The organism is Microbacterium sp. DT81.1 (assembly GCF_049844955.1).
In the GTDB taxonomy this organism is placed as follows: Bacteria; Actinomycetota; Actinomycetes; order Actinomycetales; family Microbacteriaceae; genus Microbacterium.
Genome location: NZ_JBNCMA010000008.1, coordinates 18,582 through 35,963 on the forward strand (window position 1 = coordinate 18,582; position 17,382 = coordinate 35,963).

At 70.7% G+C, this 17,382-nt stretch carries 14 protein-coding genes; 10 read left to right on the plus strand and 4 right to left on the minus strand.

Going from position 1 to position 17,382, the window contains the following annotated elements:
• Positions 1–44 precede the first annotated feature (44 nt).
• From ACLQ2Q_RS19320 to ACLQ2Q_RS19345, 6 genes are all read left to right on the plus strand, one after another.
• The gene (locus ACLQ2Q_RS19320; RefSeq protein WP_425822937.1) at positions 45–896 is read left to right on the plus strand and encodes an alpha/beta fold hydrolase; all 852 of its coding nucleotides are present in this window, start codon (positions 45–47) and stop codon (positions 894–896) included.
• Between the two features lie 310 nt (positions 897–1,206).
• Positions 1,207–2,760, plus strand: a complete 1,554-nt coding sequence (locus ACLQ2Q_RS19325; RefSeq protein ID WP_425822939.1) for a glycoside hydrolase family 6 protein — start codon at positions 1,207–1,209, stop codon at positions 2,758–2,760.
• Between the two features lie 142 nt (positions 2,761–2,902).
• Positions 2,903–3,229, plus strand: coding sequence for a hypothetical protein (locus ACLQ2Q_RS19330; protein WP_425822941.1), 327 nt, complete (start codon positions 2,903–2,905; stop codon positions 3,227–3,229).
• 62 nt (positions 3,230–3,291) lie between these two features.
• Positions 3,292–4,341 (plus strand): lipoate--protein ligase family protein, encoded by a 1,050-nt coding sequence (locus ACLQ2Q_RS19335; RefSeq protein WP_425822943.1) that lies wholly within the window; start codon positions 3,292–3,294, stop codon positions 4,339–4,341.
• Positions 4,338–5,234 carry a DNA-methyltransferase gene (locus ACLQ2Q_RS19340; protein ID WP_425822945.1) on the plus strand — a complete coding sequence of 299 codons (897 nt, stop codon included), beginning with the start codon at positions 4,338–4,340 and terminating at the stop codon, positions 5,232–5,234. The genes ACLQ2Q_RS19335 and ACLQ2Q_RS19340 overlap by 4 nt, the downstream gene beginning before the upstream one ends.
• 153 nt (positions 5,235–5,387) lie before the next feature.
• Positions 5,388–8,543 carry a S8 family peptidase gene (locus ACLQ2Q_RS19345; protein ID WP_425822947.1) on the plus strand — a complete coding sequence of 1,052 codons (3,156 nt, stop codon included), beginning with the start codon at positions 5,388–5,390 and terminating at the stop codon, positions 8,541–8,543.
• Between the two features lie 91 nt (positions 8,544–8,634).
• On the opposite strand, the gene ACLQ2Q_RS19350 is transcribed toward ACLQ2Q_RS19345, so the two are convergent.
• The gene (locus tag ACLQ2Q_RS19350) at positions 8,635–9,033 is read right to left on the minus strand and encodes a hypothetical protein (RefSeq protein ID WP_425822949.1); all 399 of its coding nucleotides are present in this window, start codon (positions 9,031–9,033) and stop codon (positions 8,635–8,637) included.
• A gap of 108 nt (positions 9,034–9,141) precedes the next feature.
• On the opposite strand from ACLQ2Q_RS19350, the gene ACLQ2Q_RS19355 reads away from it, so the two are divergent.
• Positions 9,142–10,125 carry an LLM class F420-dependent oxidoreductase gene (locus ACLQ2Q_RS19355; protein ID WP_425822951.1) on the plus strand — a complete coding sequence of 328 codons (984 nt, stop codon included), beginning with the start codon at positions 9,142–9,144 and terminating at the stop codon, positions 10,123–10,125.
• Positions 10,126–10,145: 20 nt separating this feature from the next.
• Here ACLQ2Q_RS19355 and ACLQ2Q_RS19360 read toward each other — a convergent pair whose 3' ends face one another.
• Positions 10,146–11,720, minus strand: a complete 1,575-nt coding sequence (locus ACLQ2Q_RS19360; RefSeq protein WP_425822953.1) for a carboxylesterase/lipase family protein — start codon at positions 11,718–11,720, stop codon at positions 10,146–10,148.
• Between the two features lie 298 nt (positions 11,721–12,018).
• On the opposite strand from ACLQ2Q_RS19360, the gene ACLQ2Q_RS19365 reads away from it, so the two are divergent.
• Positions 12,019–12,564 carry a gluconokinase gene (locus ACLQ2Q_RS19365; RefSeq protein WP_425822955.1) on the plus strand — a complete coding sequence of 182 codons (546 nt, stop codon included), beginning with the start codon at positions 12,019–12,021 and terminating at the stop codon, positions 12,562–12,564.
• A gap of 113 nt (positions 12,565–12,677) precedes the next feature.
• Here the strand turns inward: ACLQ2Q_RS19365 and galK are convergent, their stop codons facing one another.
• Both galK and galT read right to left on the minus strand, forming a co-directional pair.
• On the minus strand, positions 12,678–13,841 hold the full coding sequence (gene galK, locus ACLQ2Q_RS19370; protein WP_425822957.1) for a galactokinase: 1,164 nt from the start codon (positions 13,839–13,841) through the stop codon (positions 12,678–12,680).
• Positions 13,838–14,995 (minus strand): galactose-1-phosphate uridylyltransferase, encoded by a 1,158-nt coding sequence (galT, locus tag ACLQ2Q_RS19375; RefSeq protein ID WP_425822959.1) that lies wholly within the window; start codon positions 14,993–14,995, stop codon positions 13,838–13,840. Before galT ends, galK begins: the two co-directional genes overlap by 4 nt.
• A 153-nt stretch (positions 14,996–15,148) precedes the next feature.
• Here galT and ACLQ2Q_RS19380 point away from each other — a divergent pair, with 153 nt between their 5' ends.
• Both ACLQ2Q_RS19380 and ACLQ2Q_RS19385 read left to right on the plus strand, forming a co-directional pair.
• Positions 15,149–16,174 (plus strand): LacI family DNA-binding transcriptional regulator, encoded by a 1,026-nt coding sequence (locus tag ACLQ2Q_RS19380; RefSeq protein ID WP_425823302.1) that lies wholly within the window; start codon positions 15,149–15,151, stop codon positions 16,172–16,174.
• Positions 16,171–17,274: a glycerate kinase gene (locus tag ACLQ2Q_RS19385; protein ID WP_425822961.1), complete on the plus strand. Its 1,104-nt coding sequence runs from the start codon at positions 16,171–16,173 to the stop codon at positions 17,272–17,274. The genes ACLQ2Q_RS19380 and ACLQ2Q_RS19385 overlap by 4 nt, the downstream gene beginning before the upstream one ends.
• Positions 17,275–17,382 lie beyond the last annotated feature (108 nt).

The following is a 17,382-nucleotide window of genomic DNA, read 5'->3' on the forward strand; positions in this document are numbered from 1 at the left end:
CCCCTGTCGGGAGACGGCGACGCCCCAGCAACTAGGCTCGCGTCATGCCCGAGTTCATCGATGCACACGGCATCGCCATCGTCTACGACGTCTACCCGGCGAGGACGACGCCACGCGCGGTGGTCCAGCTCGTCCACGGCCTGGGGGAGCACGCGAGGCGTTACAGCGCGCTCATCGAGGCACTCACCGCCGACGGCTTCGCCGTGTACGCCAACGATCACCGGGGCCACGGTCGCACCGGGATGGCCCACCACGGGGACGACAGCACCAAGCTCGGTCGCCCTGGTCCCGGCGGGTTCCGGGCTGCCGTCGCCGCGGTCTGGCAGATGACCGAGCTGATCAGAGAAGAGAATCCCGAGCTTCCGCTGGTGCTCCTGGGACACTCCGGCGGGTCGTTCATCGCCCAGATTCTGCTGAACGCCCACCCCTCGGCCTACGACGCTCTCGCGCTGAGCGGGTCGGCACTGCGCCTCCCGGGATCGCTGCACGCCGGCCGGCTCAACGCGAGGTGGCAGACGGCCGAGGCGATGGGGACCGAGTGGCTGGCGTCCGACCTCGACGTGGGCAGGGCCTTCCTCGAGGATCCGCTGACCACCGTCACACCGGCCGCACAGCTGTTCACCCTTCGCGACCAGTTGCGGTTCTACGGGCGCCCGCGCAGGAATCTGGGCCACGACATCCCGGTCCTGCTCATGGTCGGGCGCGATGATCCCGTCGGGGGACCGCAGAGCGTCCACAGGCTCGCCGACTCCTACCGCACCCGGTCCGGGCTCACCGACGTCACGACGCTCGTCTATCCCGGCGCGCGCCACGAGGTCTTCAACGAGGTGCAGCAGAAGGACGTCCGCGGCGACCTGCTCGCCTGGCTCGACCGGCGGTTCGCCGTCCGCGACTAGCCGGGTGGTGTGCACCGAACCAGGAGAACAGCGGGAGAGCAGGACGTTTTTGCCCTCGGCATCCTGCATTCGCGCACATCTCCTGCTTTCGCGCTGTCCATCGCCGAACCCTCGCGATTCATTGCCGCAGAGCGAGGTCCACCGTTGCACCGACGGGCGGATGCCGCGCGCACCAGACCCTTGACTTTGGGAGCGCTCTCACGGCATCCTGGCTCTGAACGTGTCCGTGGGAGCGCTCCCACGACCGGTCACCCGCGGTAATCCACGCGCGCACAGCGCACGCGATGGTCGACGAAGACCCTGGAGAGACATGACACACCTGTTCCGCACCCGAGCCCGCTGGGCGGCGCTCGCCGCCGTCGGCGTGGTCGCGGCATCCCTCACCGCGATCGCACCCGCGTCCGCGGCAGAACCCGGCGACCTCGCCGGTTCCGACCTCTACCTCAACCCCTACAGCACGACCCTCGAGGCGGCCCAGTCCCTGAGCGGCCAGGCACGGGCCGACGCCCAGCTGCTGGGCAGCATCCCGTCGGCCAACTGGTTCACCAGCGGAACCGCCGCAGAAGTGCAGGCGGCGGTCGACGAGGTCGTCTCCGACGCGGCGGTCAAGGGTCAGATGCCCGTGCTCGTGGCCTACAACCTGCCGTTCCGCGACTGCGCGCAGTACTCCGCGGGCGGCGCCGCCGACACGGCGGAGTACAACGCGTGGATTGACGGCTTCGCCGCGGGCATCGGGGATCGCGCCGCCACCATCATCCTGGAGCCGGACGGCCTGGGCATCATCCCGTGGAACACCGACATCAACGGCAACGCCGAGTGGTGCCAGCCCGCCGAGCTCGACCCCGCGACCGCCGTCGGCAACCGCTACGCGCAGCTCAACCACGCCGTGGACGCATTCGCGGCGCTTACCGCCACATCGGTGTACCTCGACGGCACCCACAGCGGCTGGCTGGGCGTCGGCGACATCTCCAACCGCCTGATCCTGGGCGGGGTCGAGAAGGCCGACGGGTTCTTCCTCAACGCCTCGAACTACGTGCAGACGGAGCGCCTGCAGAAGTACGGTCAGTGGATCTCGGACTGCGTCTACCTCTCTCAGAACAGCTGGTGGGAGCCGTCATACTGCGGCAGCCAGTACTACCCCGCGAACCCCGACGACTTCCCGACATGGGGACTGACCGATGCGACCTACGACAAGGCCTTCGCCGACACCGGCCTCACGCGCGACCCCGCCGTGCAGGCGCACTTCGTGATCGACACGAGCCGCAACGGCCAGGGCCCCTGGACCGCTCCCGCCGGCGCCTATCCCGACCCGGAGGTGTGGTGCAACCCTCCGGGTCGCGGAGCGGGTGAGGTTCCCTCGACGACGACCGGCAACGCGCTCATCGACGCGTACCTCTGGATCAAGGTGCCCGGTGAATCCGACGGCAAGTGCTATCGCGGCACCGGCGGCCCGCTCGATCCGGCGCGTGGGATCGAGGACCCGGCCGCGGGCCAGTGGTTCCCCGAGCAGGCGCGGGAGCTGGTCGCGCTGTCCAATCCGCCGCTCACGCCCCTGACATGCCACGTCAAGGTGAAGGACACGCAGATCGGCAGCAGGTTCGTCTCTGCGCTGGTCGTGCAGAACAACGGCACGACGACCACGGACCCGTGGACCCTGTCGTGGAGCTTCGAGGGCGACCAGAAGGTGACCAGAGTGGTCGGCGGCTCGTACAGCCAGACCGGGGCCGACGTCACGGTGACGGGCACGAAACTGCTGCCGAAGCTCGCCCCGGGCAAGAAGGCGGCGGTCGTCCTGACCGGCAAGGGGGCGGCGGACGCACCATGGCTGTTCTCCCTGAACGGCGAGCCCTGCACGTCCAGCTGACCACGTGAGAACACGCGAGGGCGCCGGATACCGCATCCGGCGCCCTCGCTGACGTTAGGCTTGGCCGCGCCTCGGCGCTCCGCCCCCCAGCTCCGTGCGCGCCGCCCTCGGCCTGCGCTCCCGATCGGAAGGTCCCCCCACCGTGATCACCCTCTCCTGGCTCCTGATCATCGCCCTCGCGGGCGGCGTGCTCGCCCTCATCGACGGCATCCTGCGGCTGCGCGGAAAGGGCGGGACGCTGTTCGGGGTCCTCGAGACAGTCGTGGCCGCGCTGTTCCTGCTGTCGCACTTCGTGCCGGGCATCCCGTTCGGCTCCCTCGTCCTCGGAATCGCCACGATCGTCGTGCTGGTGATCGGCCTCATCCTCCGGGCGAAGCACGCCATCGGCGTGACGATCGCGGCTCTCGTGGTCATCGGTCTGTGGATCGTGCTGATCAACCGCTGGCTGATCATCCCCGGGATCAACTGAGCCCGAGCTTCCGCGGCGCGCGCCCCCGCCGCCTCCCGAGCACGTCGCCGTAGGCTGAGCGCATGCACGGCGAATACAAGGTCCCCGGCGGCAAGCTGGTCGTCGTCGACCTCGAGGTCGAGGACGGCCGCATCGCCGACTTCCACCTCGCGGGCGACTTCTTCTTGGAGCCCGACACCGCTCTCGACGCGATCGACGCCGCCGTGACGGGCCTTCCGGTCGAGGCGGATGCCGCGGCGATCGCCGCGGCGGTGCGCGGCGCTCTCCCCGATGGGGCGCAGCTGCTCGGCTTCACACCCGAGTCCGTCGGAACGGCCGTGCGCCGCGCCCTCGTCACGGCGCCTGGATGGCGGGACTTCGAGTGGGAGGTCGTCCACGAGAAGGCCGTGTCGCCGCGCATGAACCTCGCGCTCGACGAGGTGCTCACCGCCCGGGTGGGCGACGGGCGGCGGCGCCCGACCCTCCGTCTCTGGGAGTGGGACGAGTCGGCCGTCGTGATCGGATCTTTCCAGTCGTATCGCAACGAGGTCGACCCGGATGGCGCAGCCCGGCACGGCTTCGATGTCGTCCGCCGCATCTCCGGAGGCGGGGCGATGATGATGGCCGCCGGTCAGATCATCACGTACTCGCTCTATGTGCCGGCATCCCTCGTCGCGGGCATGACCTTCGCCGACTCCTATGCCTTCCTGGACGACTGGGTGCTGCAGGCGCTGCGCTCGCTCGGCATCGAGGCCACGTACCAGCCGCTGAACGACATCGCGAGCCCGACCGGGAAGATCGGCGGCGCGGCGCAGAAGCGCCTGGCCAACGGCGGGGTGCTGCACCATGCGACCCTCAGCTACGACATCGACGGCGAGGTGATGACCGAGGTGCTGCGCATCGGCCGGGAGAAGCTCAGTGACAAGGGCACCACCTCGGCGGCGAAGCGCGTCGATCCCCTCCGCAGCCAGACCGGCCTGCCTCGCGAGCAGATCATCCAGCGTTTCATCGAGACCTTCTCCCGCCTGTACGGCGCCGAGCCGGGGCGTATCACCGAGGAGGAATACGCCGAGGCGGAGGCGCTGGTCGCGGCGAAGTTCGCGACGGACGAGTGGCTGCGCCGCGTGCCGTGAGCGGGCCGCCAGGTGGCCGCGTCCGGATCCACGAGGGCGACAACCTCGAGATCATCCGCACGTTCGAGGACGCCTCGTTCACGCTTGTCTACCTCGATCCGCCGTTCAACACCGGGCGGGTGCAGGCCCGTCAGGTCGAGTCGGCTCGGTCGGCCGGTCCCGGCCCGGTCGCCGACGCCACCATCCGGCGCGGGTTCCACGGTCGCGAATACGAGCGGCTGAGAGGGGACCTCCGCACCTTCGACGACCGGTTCGACGACTACTGGGCCTTCCTCGAGCCCCGCCTGCTCGAAGCGTGGCGCCTGCTCGCTCCGGACGGGACGCTCTACCTCCACCTCGACTACCGCGAGGCGCACTACGCCAAGGTCCTGCTCGACGCGATGTTCGGGCGGGCGTGCTTCCTGAACGAACTCATCTGGGCGTACGACTACGGGGCGAAGACCCGCAGGCGGTGGCCCACCAAGCACGACACGATCCTCGTCTACGTCAAGGATCCCGACCGGTACTGGTTCGACTCCGATGCCGTGGACCGCGAGCCGTACATGGCACCCGGACTCGTGACGCCCGAGAAGGCCGAGCGCGGCAAGCTGCCGACGGACGTCTGGTGGCACACCATCGTCCCGACCACGGGGCGCGAGAAGACCGGATATCCGACGCAGAAGCCGGAGGGCATCCTGCGCCGGATCATCCAGGCCTCCACCCGGCCAGGCGATCGCGTGCTCGACTTCTTCGCGGGCAGCGGGACGACCGGCGCGGTCGCTGCGGCGCTCGGGCGCGACGCGGTGCTCGTCGACGACAACCCCGAGGCGATCGCGGTCATGAGGGCGCGGATGCCGGCAGCGACGGCGTCTCCGGTGCCGGCTGGAACCCAGGCTCGCATCGGCGCAGACTAAGTCCCACGCGGCGCGCGATCATACCCGCGCTCCAGTGGCCTCACAAGACTGTTGGAAATTCACGGCGGATGCATATTCTTTCCTCATCCCCCGCCGCTTCGAGTGGTGGGGCGTGCCTTGCTGTATCCGCATGCCCATCCCACGAGGAGCCCCATGAGTCTCACCCGCAGCCGTCTGTCTCGAGTCGTGGTTGCGGGGGTGACGCTCTCCGGATTGCTGGTTGCCGGCGGCGTACCCGCATTCGCGCAGGACCAGCGATCCCTCGCCGCCGCCCCGGACGAAGGTCCGTCGTCGAGGTTCCAGCAGTCGCCCACGCGTGGCCCCGTCGGCACGGAAGTCCGCCCGATGAGCGTCGGCGCAGACGGGCGTGTGACGGTCGTCGTCGAGATGGAGGGCGACCCCGTCGCCGTCGTCCAGGCCGAGAAGGGCAGCGAGCTGACGACCGCCGAGCGCGAATCGATCAAGAGCACGCTCAAGAAGGCGCAGGATGCCATCGCGGGGTCGATCGAAGGCAGCGGCGGCACGATCGAAGCCCGCATGCAGTCGGCCTACAACGGCATTCAGGCCTCCATCCCGGTAGAGCAGGTCGACGCGATCGAAGCGCTGCCCAACGTGGTCGCGGTGCACCCCGTCAAGAAGTACTCCCTCGACAACGCGGTCTCCGTGCCGTTCCTCGGCGTGCCCCAGGTCTGGCAGGACACCGGATACACCGGCGAGAACGTCAAGATCGGCATCATCGACACCGGCATCGACTACACCCACGCCAACTTCGCCGGCCCCGGTACGCCGGAGGCGTGGACAGCGGCCAACGCAGCGGAGGCGGACCCCGCCGATCCGGCGTACTTCGGACCCGAAGCGCCCCGCATCAAGGGCGGCTACGACTTCGTCGGCGACGCGTACAACGCCGATGACGACGCCAGTGTGCCGATGCCCGACCCCAACCCGCTCGACTGCAACGGGCACGGCAGCCATGTGGCCGGCACAGCCGCCGGCAACGGCGTCGCTGCCGACGGCACGGCGTACACGGGCCCCTACGACGCGTCCACCCCGTCGACGCCGTTCGACATCGGTCCCGGCGTCGCGCCGCAGGCGGACCTCTACGCGCTCCGGGTCTTCGGCTGCGCCGGCTCGACGAACGTCGTCGTGCCCGCCATCGACTGGGCCGTCGACAACGGGATGGACGTTCTCAACATGTCCCTCGGCTCGCCCTACGCTCAGGCCGGCGACCCGGACGAGGTAGCGGTCTCCAACGCGGTCGGCGCGGGTGTCGTGGTCGTCCGGTCCGCGGGCAACGAGGGTCCGAGCCCCTATCTCGCCGGGAACGGCGATGGCGTGATCACGGTCGCGGCTGTGGACAGCACCGAGAGCTTCCCTGGTGCCGAGATCACCGTCGACGGTGTGGCCATCCCCGCGATCAACGCCAACGGCGCGGACCTCGCCGGCCTGCCCGAGATGACTGTCGTGCGTCTCACGGACGACCCCGGGACCGCGAACGAGGACGAGTCGCTCGGCTGCTCCATCCAGGCGTACAAGTTCGCCGGGGTCGTGCCGGGCGGCAACCAGCTCGCCGTCTCGACCCGTGGCCTCTGCGCCCGCGTGGCGAAGGCGATCTTCGCCCAGCAGGCGGGCGCTGCCGCGGCGGTCATGATCAACACGAGCGACGACTACCCGCCGTTCGAGGGCCCGATCACGTCCAACCCCGACGATGGGAAGGAGTACACGGTCACCATCCCGTTCCTCGGCGTCAAGCAGTCCGATGGGCCGAAGCTCGTGGACGGCGAGACCGCCTCCATCGCCGCTGCGGCTCTGCAGAACCCCGGGTTCCGCGGCTACGCGTCGTTCAGCTCCAGCGGCCCCCGCAGCGGTGACAGCGCGATCGGTGTGGATGTCGCGGCTCCGGGTGTCTCCATCGTCTCGACCGGCGTCGGGACCGGCAACGGCCCCGGAACCAACTCGGGAACGTCGATGGCTGCTCCGCACGTCGCGGGAGTCGCCGCGCTGAGCGTCCAGGCGCACCCGAGTTGGAAGGCAAGCGAGGTCGCCGCGGCGGTGGTCTCGACGGCCGACCCCGAGAAGGTCGCGGGCCAGAACGGCGTGCGCGGCGGAGTAGGCCTTGTCGATGCCGCACAGGCGGTGGCCGCCCAGGTGACCGCGACGGGTGACGCATTCCGCACCGAGAGCGGATGGCTTCGCGAGCCGGCGCTCAGCTTCGGCTTCCAGGAGTCGTCCTTCGCGTTCGGCGGAGTGAAGACGATCACCGTGACCAACTACGGCGACAAAGCCGTCACCTACAGCGTGACCTCCGCGCCGTCGGCTCAGTCGGAGAAGGCGAAGATCGTGCTCAGCCGGAGCAAGGTCACGGTGCCGGCCGGTGGTACGGCCAAGGTCGTGGTGGCGCTCGGCGCCACCACCAGCGCGGTGGGCTCGTCGACGGCTGGACCGGATCAGTTCTCGTTCTACGAGTTCTCGGGCGACATCGTCCTGAAGTCCTCCGCCGACACGCTGCGCGTGCCGTACCTGCTCGTGCCCCGCTCGACCAGTCGCGTCGCAGTCGCCGGCGGCAGCCCGCTGATCAAAGACGCCTCGGTCACCGACGGAGAGAAGTCCATCAAGCTCAAGAACCCTCTCGGGGCCCTCGCAGCGGACGCGGACTTCTACACGTGGGGTCTGAGCGACGAGAAGGACGTGACCGAGTCGATCGTCGACACCGGGTACGACGTGCGTGCCGCAGGCGTGCAGTCCTTCGCCGACGGCGAGGACCAGTTCCTCGTTTTCGCGATCAACACGCACAACCGCTGGTCGAATGCGGCGAGCAACCAGTTCGACGTGATCGTCGACACGAACGGCGACGGGAAGCCCGACTGGATCGTCTTCTCGGCGGATGCCGGACTCGTCACGGCCGGGTCCGCGAACGGCATCTCGCAGGTGTTCGAGTACGAGGTTGCCACAGAAAACACCTACGCCTCGGGCTTCCTCGCGTCTGCGCCGACCGACAGCAGCACGATCCTGCTGCCGCTGTACGCCAGCGACCTCGGCATCACGGCGGAGAACGCGACGTTCCGCTACACCGTGGAGAGCTTCTCTTCAGTGAACGACGGGGAGGACGCGATCGATGGCATGGCGACCTACAACCCGTGGGCGCCGGCACTGAGCAACGGCCAGTTCGTCACGGTGCCCCGCAACGGCACTGTCTCCGTGCCGGTCACGGTGGATGCGGACGAGTTCGCTGCCCAGAAGCCGCTCGGAGTCATGGCTGTCGTTCTGGACAACGCGTCGGGCGGAGAGGCCCTGCTGGTCAAGGCCCAGTAGCCGCTGCTGCGACGAAGGTGGCGTTCCGCTTCTGCGGGGCGCCACCTTCGTCCGTGCGAAGCGGATGCCGCGTCCCGGTCGCGACTCCCCTTCAGCGTTCGCAGAGCTTCGGCGAGTCCGTCGAACCGAAGCGATAGTCGTACGTCTCCCCGTCCACGCGCACGATGACCCGCATGCCGTCGACCAGCGCCTGCGTGTAAGAGGCGCCCGGTTTCGGGCAGCCCAGTGCGCCGTTGTTCCAGGTCACCGCCTTCGCCGAGACGAGTTCGGGGGCGCCGGTCACGTCCCTGGCGATCAGATCCGCCACGATGGCGTCCCAGCGGGCCGGAGGCACGTCGGTGGGTGCTCCAGATGCCGAGACGGGTCCGGGCGTCGTGGTGAGGAACGGCGGCCGTGTCGATGCCTCGGTCGAATCGTCCATGGAAGCCCCGGAACACGCGGTGAGAGAGAGAAGGAGGAACGCGGCGGCGGCGATGTGTAACCGAGACATCCGACTCCCCTTGGTCGGCTTCAGCCTAGGGCGCGGCGCTCCGAGTTGACTGGGAAACGCTTGCCCCTGAGGAGCCGTGTAGCCGATCACCGACCCTAGGCTTGCACCATGCGATTCGGTGTATTCATTCCCCAGGGCTGGCGTTTCGATCTCGTGGGCATCGAGCCCGCTCGGCAGTGGGAGGTCATGAACGGGCTCGCCCAGCGTGCCGACTCCGGAGCATGGGAGTCGCTGTGGGTTTACGACCACTTCCACACGACCCCCGTGCCCAGCGACGAGGCCACGCACGAGGCGTGGACCCTCATGGCCGCGTTCGCGGCATCCACCTCCCGGGTGCGGCTCGGTCAGATGTGCACGTGCATGGGCTACCGCAACCCGGCGTACCTCGCCAAGGTGGCCGCGACGGTCGACATCGTCTCGGGCGGCCGGGTGGAGATGGGTATCGGCGGCGGCTGGTACGAACACGAGTGGCGCGCCTACGGGTACGGCTTCCCGCCGATCCCCGACCGCCTCGCCAAGCTGCGCGAGGGTGTGGAGATCATGGACCAGGCCTGGACCACGGGTCGGGCGACCCTCGACGGCAAGCACTACCAGGTGGACGGCGCCATCGTTCAGCCCCGCCCGCTGCAGGACGGCATCCCGTTCTGGATCGCCGGAGGCGGCGAGAAGGTGACGCTCAAGGTCGCGGCGAAGTACGCCGCCTACACGAACTTCGCCGGCTCGCTCGAGGAGTTCGACCACAAGAGCGATGTGCTGCGGGGACACTGCGACGACCTCGGCCGTGACTTCGCGAGCATCACGCGCTCGTCCAACTTCAACACGATCATCGGCGACACCGAGGCGGAGGTGCGCGAGCGCATCGCCGCGCTGCGCGCGCGGGTGCTGCCTTTCGTCGGCGAGGACCGGGCCGACGCCATCGCGCGCGACTTCGAGGGGTCCGACGCGGTCGGCACGCCCGACCGCGTCGTGGAACGGCTGTCGGAGCGCGCGAAGCACGGGCTGGGCTACGCCATCCACTACTTCCCTGACTCCGCCTACGACACCTCGAGCCAGGAGCTGTTCGAGAGCAGGGTGATCCCCGCGCTCGCCTGAAGGCGGTCGCTGAGGTCGCTCTAGAGGAGCGCGGCGACTTCGGCGTAGCCGTCGGGGATCGTGTCGGGAGCGGATGGCGGGCCGCCGAACACGCGCGTCGTCCCCGGATTCTTCGACCACGCCGGCCAGCCGGGGTCTCCCGTGCGCACGAAGGCGACGGCCGAGCCGTGTACCGCGTCCGCGAGCGCGGGAGGCGGGTCCTCGCCGGCGATCCTGTCCACGCGCTCGGCGTCGAGGTGGTCGAAGAAGAAGGGCACGTCGAGGCAGTGGCACGACCACCCCTTCGTCGGGGACACCCACGAGAACCGGTACACCCAGGTGGGCGCCGGCCCGCGGGCGGCGGCGACCCGGGCGACGAGCGTGCGGAAGATCCGGTCGGTGGCGTAATGCCCGAGCACGGCGGCGGTGCCCTTGCGGCGCACGTCGCGGTTCGCCTTGAGGTAGGGGCGCCGCTGCGGACCGCGCAGCCCGATCACGCGACCGAGGGCGAGCCCGGCCGGCACGAAGCGCAGCTTGCCGCGGTAGCCGTCGGTGGCCATCGTGAACTCGTCGTCGGTAGCGCCGAGCACGAGCAGCTTGTCGGCACCGACGCCCGCTGCGATCGCCTCCACCGTCGTGTCGGTCAGCAGCTCACCATCGAGCACGGGTCCGTGCGACAGCCCGAGGCCGAGCACGCCGCGGAGCCGGTCGATCTGGCTCGCTCCCTCGGGGTACGTCGCATCTTCGCGCGTGTGGTTGATCTTCCCCGGAGTCAGCGTGCCGAAGCCCTCGCTCGTCGGCGCCACGCCCGTGAGCGCCGCCAGACGTTCGGAGATGCCTCGCGCACGCTCGAGCGGCACGTCGGCGGCCGCCCCCGACATGCACCACGCCGCCCGGAACAGATGCTGAGCGGCGGGCATGCCGAGCAGCCGGAGCACGGCGCCCCCGCCGGCTGATTGGCCGGCGATGGTGACCCGGTCGGGATCTCCGCCGAAGGCGCGGATGTTCTCGCGCACCCACTCCAGCGCCAGCAGCCAGTCGAGGACGCCCCGGTTGGCCGGGGCGTCCTCGATGTATCCGAAGCCGGTGAAGCCGAGGCGGTAGGAGACGGTCACGGTGACGACCCCGTCGCGGTTGAACGCGGCTCCGTCGTACCACGGGCTCGCCGGCGATCCCGAGAAGTACGCGCCGCCGTGGATGTAGACGAGCACCGGCAGCGCGGCATCCGGGGTCGGCGATGGCGAGAAGACGTTGACGTTGAGGGTGGAGTCCCCCTTGACCGACGGCTCCGGGATGAGGGTGGTCCCCCCGTCGCCGCCGCGCTGGGGTGTGGCGCCCATCTTGGTCGCCTCGAGCACTCCCTTCCACGCCCGCTGTGGAACCGGGGCGGCGAACCGCAGGGCGCCCACGGGCGGCTCCGCGAACGGGATGCCGAGAAACGCTGCCGAGCCGCCGCGCCAGAACCCGCGCACCGACCCGGCGGCGGTGTGCACGACGGGACCGCTGGCGTCACCAGCGCCGGGTCCGGCGGCGGGGCCGGCGGCGGATGCGCTGGCGGATCCGGCGGCGGGTGCCGCGGTGGGGCGGGTGGTTTCACCGATGGGTGCTTCGGTCATCGATTCCTCCTTGAGAGGACAGTCGTCCGGTTCCATCGTGCCGGGCGCGACCCGATATACCGAATCTCGTTCAGTCGGACCCGCTGTTCGTGTCCGACTGAACGCGGGGGCTCGGTCCCTGGGCATCCCCTCCTCCCGTCGCCTCCCGCGCGCCCCGAGCTTCGGAGAATGTCATGTACTTCCGACGATTCCTGCCGAACCGTCCGAAGTTCGCGCGATTCTCCGAAGTTGGCGACATCTGCGCAGCGCGAGAGGCCCGGCTCCAGCGCCGCGTCATACCGCCGGGCATGATGGAGACATGCCCGCACCCTCCGCCCTTGTCGTGATGGGGGTCTCCGGCTCCGGCAAGTCGACGATCGCCGCCGCCCTCGCTCAGCGCCTCGGCGCGATCTTCCTGGACGCCGACGACCTGCACTCCGACGATGCTCGCGAGAAGATGGCGGCCGGCATCCCGCTCACCGACGAGGATCGGGCCCCGTGGCTGAAGCGTGTGGCGGAGCACATCGACCACCCCGGAGGCGATGCAGCGAACGCATCGCCGCTCGACCCGGGTTCGAACCCGCGCCGGGTCGTGATGGCGTGCTCGTCGCTGCGCCGTGCCTACCGCGACGCGCTGCGCCGGGATGCCGGAACACCCCTCTTCTTCGTGCACCTGCACGGCGACCCGGCCGTCCTCGCCGCCCGCATGCATGCCCGCGCCGACCACTTCATGCCGCCGGCGCTGCTCGAGTCGCAACTCGCGACGCTCGAGCCGCTCACGCCCGACGAGGCAGGCGTCGTCGTGGACATCGCCCAGGCTCCCGACGAGATCGTCGACGAGGTGCTGGCAGGACTGCCGGCCTGAGCCCCGGTCGGCGCCGGCGACCGGCCGGGACTCTGACGGGATCCTGCCCTCCGGCGCCGCTCACGCGTCGGTGCCCTCCTGCCGCTCGCGCGTCGGTGCCCTCTTGGCGCCGCCTACGCGTCGCGGCGCGCACCCTCCGATGGACGGACGGTGAAGATGGTGGGGGCCGTGAAGCCGGATGCCGCGAACGCGGCCGTCACGGCGGCACCGACATCCGCCGTCTTCTCGTCGTCGATCAGCGCGATCGCGGCACCGCCGAAGCCGCCTCCGGTCATGCGGGCTCCGATGGCTCCATTCGCCAGCGCGGTCTCGACCGCGAGGTCGAGCTCCGGCACCGAGATCTCGAAGTCGTCCCGCATCGACGCGTGCGACGCGACCAGCAGCTCGCCGATGGTCCGCGGGCCGGCGGAGCGCAGCGTCCAGACGGTGTCGAGCACGCGCTGGTTCTCAGTCACGATGTGCCGCACGCGGCGGAAGGTCACATCATCCAGCACCTGCTCTGCGTGGGGCAGGTCCTCGACCGTGACATCGCGCAGCGACGAGACGCCGAGCCCGGCGGCGCCGGCCTCGCAGGACTCCCGGCGCTCCCGGTATCCGCCGGTCGCGTGGGAGTGCTCGACGTTCGTGTCCATGACGAGCAGCGTGAGCCCGGCGGGGCGGAAGCCCAGCTCGACCGAGTCGGTCTCGAGGGTTCGGCAGTCGAGGAAGGTCGCCGCATCGGCCACGCCGAGCATCGAGGCCATCTGATCCATGATCCCGGTCGGCGCCCCGACGGCGTCGTTCTCGGCCGTGCGCCCCACGCGGGCGAGTTCGACGCGCGACAGCCCGGCGTCCCACTCGTCGTTGAGGCCCGACGCGACAGAGCCCTCGATGGCGGCGGAGGACGAGAGCCCCGCGCCCACGGGCACATCCGAGGCGATCGCGATGTCGACGCCGAAGGTCTCGGCATCCGGCGCCGCCCGCCGCAGCGCCCACGCGACGCCGAGCGGGTACGCCGCCCAATCGAGCCCCCCGCGCGCGATGGCGTCGTCGAGCTCACCCAGGGAGACCTGAACGGGCTCCTCGGCGAAGGTCGACATCACACGGATCACGTCGTCGTCGCGCCGCGCAACGGCGGCCGCGGTGCGGTGCTCGATGGCGAACGGCAGCACGAAGCCCTCGTTGTAGTCGGTGTGCTCGCCGATGAGGTTCACGCGGCCGGGGGCCGACCAGACTCCGTCGGCCTCGCGGCCGGTCACCTCGCGCAGCAGCGCGGTCGCGGCATCCTGGGCGGTCATGCGGGCACCACCTCTCGCAGGCGCTCGGCCTGGGTCTCGGGGGCGACGTCGGCGATCCACGCGCCCATCGCGGCTTCGGAGCCCGCGAGGAATTTCAGCTTGTCCGCCGCCCGGCGGGGCGAGGTCAGCTGCAGGTTCAGGCGGGCCGTGTCGCGTCCGGCGTTCACCGGCGCCTGATGCCACGCTGCGATGTAGGGAGTGGGGGTCTCGTAGAGGGCGTCGATGCCCTTCAGCAGTCGCAGGTAGAGAGGCGCCAGCTCGTCGCGTTCCTCCGCCGTGGTGGCGGCGAAGTCGGGCACATGGCGGTGGGGGAGCAGGTGCACCTCGAGCGGCCAGCGAGCCGCGAACGGCACGAACGCCGTCCAGTGCTCACCGCTCAGGATGACGCGCTCCGAGGCGCGCTCGAACGCGAGGATGTCGGCGAACAGCTCGGGTCCGTACGCGTCGATCGAGGCGAGCAGGCGCTGAGTGCGTGGCGTGACGTAGGGATAGGCATAGATCTGACCGTGCGGGTGGGGCAGGGTCACACCGATGGCCTCGCCACGGTTCTCGAACGGGAAGACCTGCTCGACGCCGGGAAGGGCCTGCAGGGCACTGGTACGGTCGGCCCACGCCTCGATCGCCGTGCGGGCGCGGGTCTGCGTGAGACCGCCGAACGATCCCTCGTGCTCGGGGCTGAAGCACACCACCTCGCACCGGCCGACGGACGTGCGGGAGCGCCCCAGGCCGAGGGTGCCGAGGTCGTCGAGTCCGAGGGGCGGGTCGGATGCGGCGGGGGCGCCCTCGTGCTCGTGGATCAGGGCTGGGCCGAACGACGGCGACTTGTTCTCGAACACGGCGACGTCGTACAGGGCCGGGATCTCGGAGGGGTTGGCCGGCGACTGCGGGGCGAGGGGATCCAGGTGCGCCGGCGGCAGGAACGCGCGGTTCTGCCGAGCCGCCGCGATCGACACCCAGTCGCCCGTGAGCACGTCTTGGCGCATCGTCGCCGTCGCCGGGCGCGGGTCGAGTGTCCGCTGGTCGACGGCGCGCACCTCGCCGAGCGTGGTGTCGGGGTCGTCGTAGTAGACGAGCTCACGGCCGTCGGCGAGGCGCGTGGGGCGCTTCACGACTCCCGCGCCGAGGGCGATGGCAGTGTTCACGGAGACCTCCATGTCGTGCTCGGTCCCCCGGCGCGGCGATGCGGGAGACCGGAGCGAGCGTGTTTACGTCAACATGCAGACTAGCGCGTCGCCGTGATAACGTCAACATGCCGTCGGGCGGAGGTGGACGTGGACGAATCGATTCTGGGACGAGGGCGCGCATCGATGGCGGATGTCGCGGCCCTCGCGGGAGTGTCCGGCCAGACCGTCTCCCGGGTCGCGAACCGTCATCCTCGAGTGGATGCCACCACCCGCGCCCGCGTGGAGGCCGCGATGGCGGAACTAGGGTATCGGCCGCACCGCGCGGCCCGCGCGCTGCGCACCGGCCGCAGCCAGAGCATCGGCGTCGTGGTCGCGACCCTCGCCACGGTGGGCAACACCCGGATGCTCGAAGCGGTGTCGGGCGCGGCATCCACCAAGGGGTATGCCCTGGTCGTCGTCTCGCCCACCGATCGCTCGGGGCTCGACGGGGCGTTCACGACGCTGCGCGACCAGGGCGTCGACGGCGCGATCGTGCTGAACGAGGCGACGGCGCTCGCCCGGGGCGCCGAGCTGCCGCGCGCGCTCGACCTCGTCGTGGTCGATTCGCCGCCGGACCAGCGGTTCGCCGTCGTCGAGTCCGACCATGCCGGGGGTGCGCATATCGCGACGGCGCATCTGCTGGCGCTCGGCCACCCGACGGTGTGGCACCTCGGTGGGCCGGAGACGTCGTACGCCGCGGCCGAGCGCGAGGCCGGCTGGCGCGCGGCGCTCGAAGAGGCGGGGATCGTGGCACCCCCAGTGATCCGAGGCGACTGGAGTGCGGCATCCGGCCACGTCGCGGGGCTGGAACTCGCCCCTCGACCAGACGTGTCGGCGCTGTTCGTCGCGAACGATCAGATGGCCCTCGGACTACTGCGAGCCGTGCACGGCGAGGGGCGGTCCGTGCCGGGCGAGGTCAGCGTGATCGGTTTCGACGACGTGGCGGATGCCGCGGACTACACACCACCGCTGACGACCGTACGGCAGGACTTCGACACTCTGGGGCAGCGTGCCGTGGAGGCGCTGGTCGCCCGCATCGAGGGAGGTCCGATTGCGGAACCGGCCCAGGGCGAGGAGCCCGCGGTGCTCCCGCCGCTGCTGCGGGACGTCGTGCCGACCCGGCTCGTGGTGCGCGAAAGCACCGGCCCGGCCGCTAGCGTGGCACCGTGACCCGTACCGTCGTCATCGCCCCGGATTCCTTCAAAGGCACCATCGCCGCGGCCGATGCCGCCGAGGCGATCGCCGCCGGCTGGCGGCAGGAGCGCCCAGACGACGACATCCGCCTGCTTCCCATGGCCGACGGCGGCGAGGGGACGCTGGAGGCGTTTGCCACCGCGGTGCCCGACGCCGAACGGGTGCCCGTGACGGTGGTCGGGCCGGACGATCGGGAGGTCGAGACGTTCTGGCTGCGGCTGCCCGCCTCCGACGATGCACCCGGCGGAACCGCGATCGTCGAGCTGGGCGCCACGAGCGGCATCGAGCTGCTCACCGAGCTTCGGCCGCTGGCGGCCCACACCTTCGGTCTGGGTCAGGCGATCGCCGCGGCCCTCGAGGCGGGCGTCTCGCGGATCGTCGTCGGCCTCGGCTCCTCCGCCTCCACGGATGGCGGCACCGGGATGCTGCGCGCGCTCGGCGCGCGAGTGCTGGACGCCGCCGGAGCCGAGGTTCCCCTCGGCGGCGCGGGCCTGGCGTCGGCGGCCTCGATCTCCGGCCTCCCCGCGCTTCCGGCCGGTGGCGTGCGGGCGCTGAGCGACGTGACCAACCCGCTGCTCGGGCGGCGCGGCGCCGCCGCGGTGTTCGGTCCGCAGAAGGGCGCCACCCCCGACGACGTCGCGGCGCTCGATGCCGCCCTGGCGAAGCTGGCGGCTCTGCTGCCGGAGGTCGACCCCCTCACCCCGGGCGCCGGCGCCGCCGGCGGAACGGGCTTCGGTCTGCTCGCCTGGGGCGCGACCCTCGAACCCGGCTCGGTGGCGGTGGCCGAGCTTCTCGGGCTGCCGGCGGCCGCGGTGGCGGCATCCGTCGTCGTCACCGGCGAGGGCTCGTTCGACGGCCAGTCCGCGGCGGGCAAGGTCCCGGCTCACGTCGCCGAGGCCGCGGGCCCGACGCCCGTCGCGCTGGTTGCGGGGCGCATCACCCCGGATGCCGACACCTCCGCCTTCGCGGCGTCGCTCTCCCTCACCGACCTCGCCGGCTCGCCGGAGGCGTCCATGAAGGACCCCGCCACCTGGCTCTGGGAGGCCGGCCGCCGCTTCGCCCGCGACCTCGGCTGACCCGTCCTCGGCGCATCTGGAGCAGCCGCGAGCCGTTCAGGACCCGGCTGTCGCCGAAGACCGTCGAGTGCTAGCGTGCACGTGGCGGCCCACCTCGATCACTCGATC

Excerpts from the sequence above, each read along its gene's own strand:
- ACLQ2Q_RS19320 (WP_425822937.1), top strand. The coding sequence starts at position 45 with ATGCCCGAGTTCATCGATGCACACGGCATCGCCATCGTCTACGACGTC.
- ACLQ2Q_RS19325 (WP_425822939.1), top strand. The coding sequence starts at position 1,207 with ATGACACACCTGTTCCGCACCCGAGCCCGCTGGGCGGCGCTCGCCGCC.
- ACLQ2Q_RS19335 (WP_425822943.1), top strand. The coding sequence starts at position 3,292 with ATGCACGGCGAATACAAGGTCCCCGGCGGCAAGCTGGTCGTCGTCGAC.
- ACLQ2Q_RS19345 (WP_425822947.1), top strand. The coding sequence starts at position 5,388 with ATGAGTCTCACCCGCAGCCGTCTGTCTCGAGTCGTGGTTGCGGGGGTG.
- ACLQ2Q_RS19350 (WP_425822949.1), bottom strand. The coding sequence starts at position 9,033 with ATGTCTCGGTTACACATCGCCGCCGCCGCGTTCCTCCTTCTCTCTCTC.
- ACLQ2Q_RS19355 (WP_425822951.1), top strand. The coding sequence starts at position 9,142 with ATGCGATTCGGTGTATTCATTCCCCAGGGCTGGCGTTTCGATCTCGTG.
- ACLQ2Q_RS19360 (WP_425822953.1), bottom strand. The coding sequence starts at position 11,720 with ATGACCGAAGCACCCATCGGTGAAACCACCCGCCCCACCGCGGCACCC.
- ACLQ2Q_RS19365 (WP_425822955.1), top strand. The coding sequence starts at position 12,019 with ATGCCCGCACCCTCCGCCCTTGTCGTGATGGGGGTCTCCGGCTCCGGC.
- galK (WP_425822957.1), bottom strand. The coding sequence starts at position 13,841 with ATGACCGCCCAGGATGCCGCGACCGCGCTGCTGCGCGAGGTGACCGGC.
- galT (WP_425822959.1), bottom strand. The coding sequence starts at position 14,995 with ATGGAGGTCTCCGTGAACACTGCCATCGCCCTCGGCGCGGGAGTCGTG.
- ACLQ2Q_RS19380 (WP_425823302.1), top strand. The coding sequence starts at position 15,149 with ATGGCGGATGTCGCGGCCCTCGCGGGAGTGTCCGGCCAGACCGTCTCC.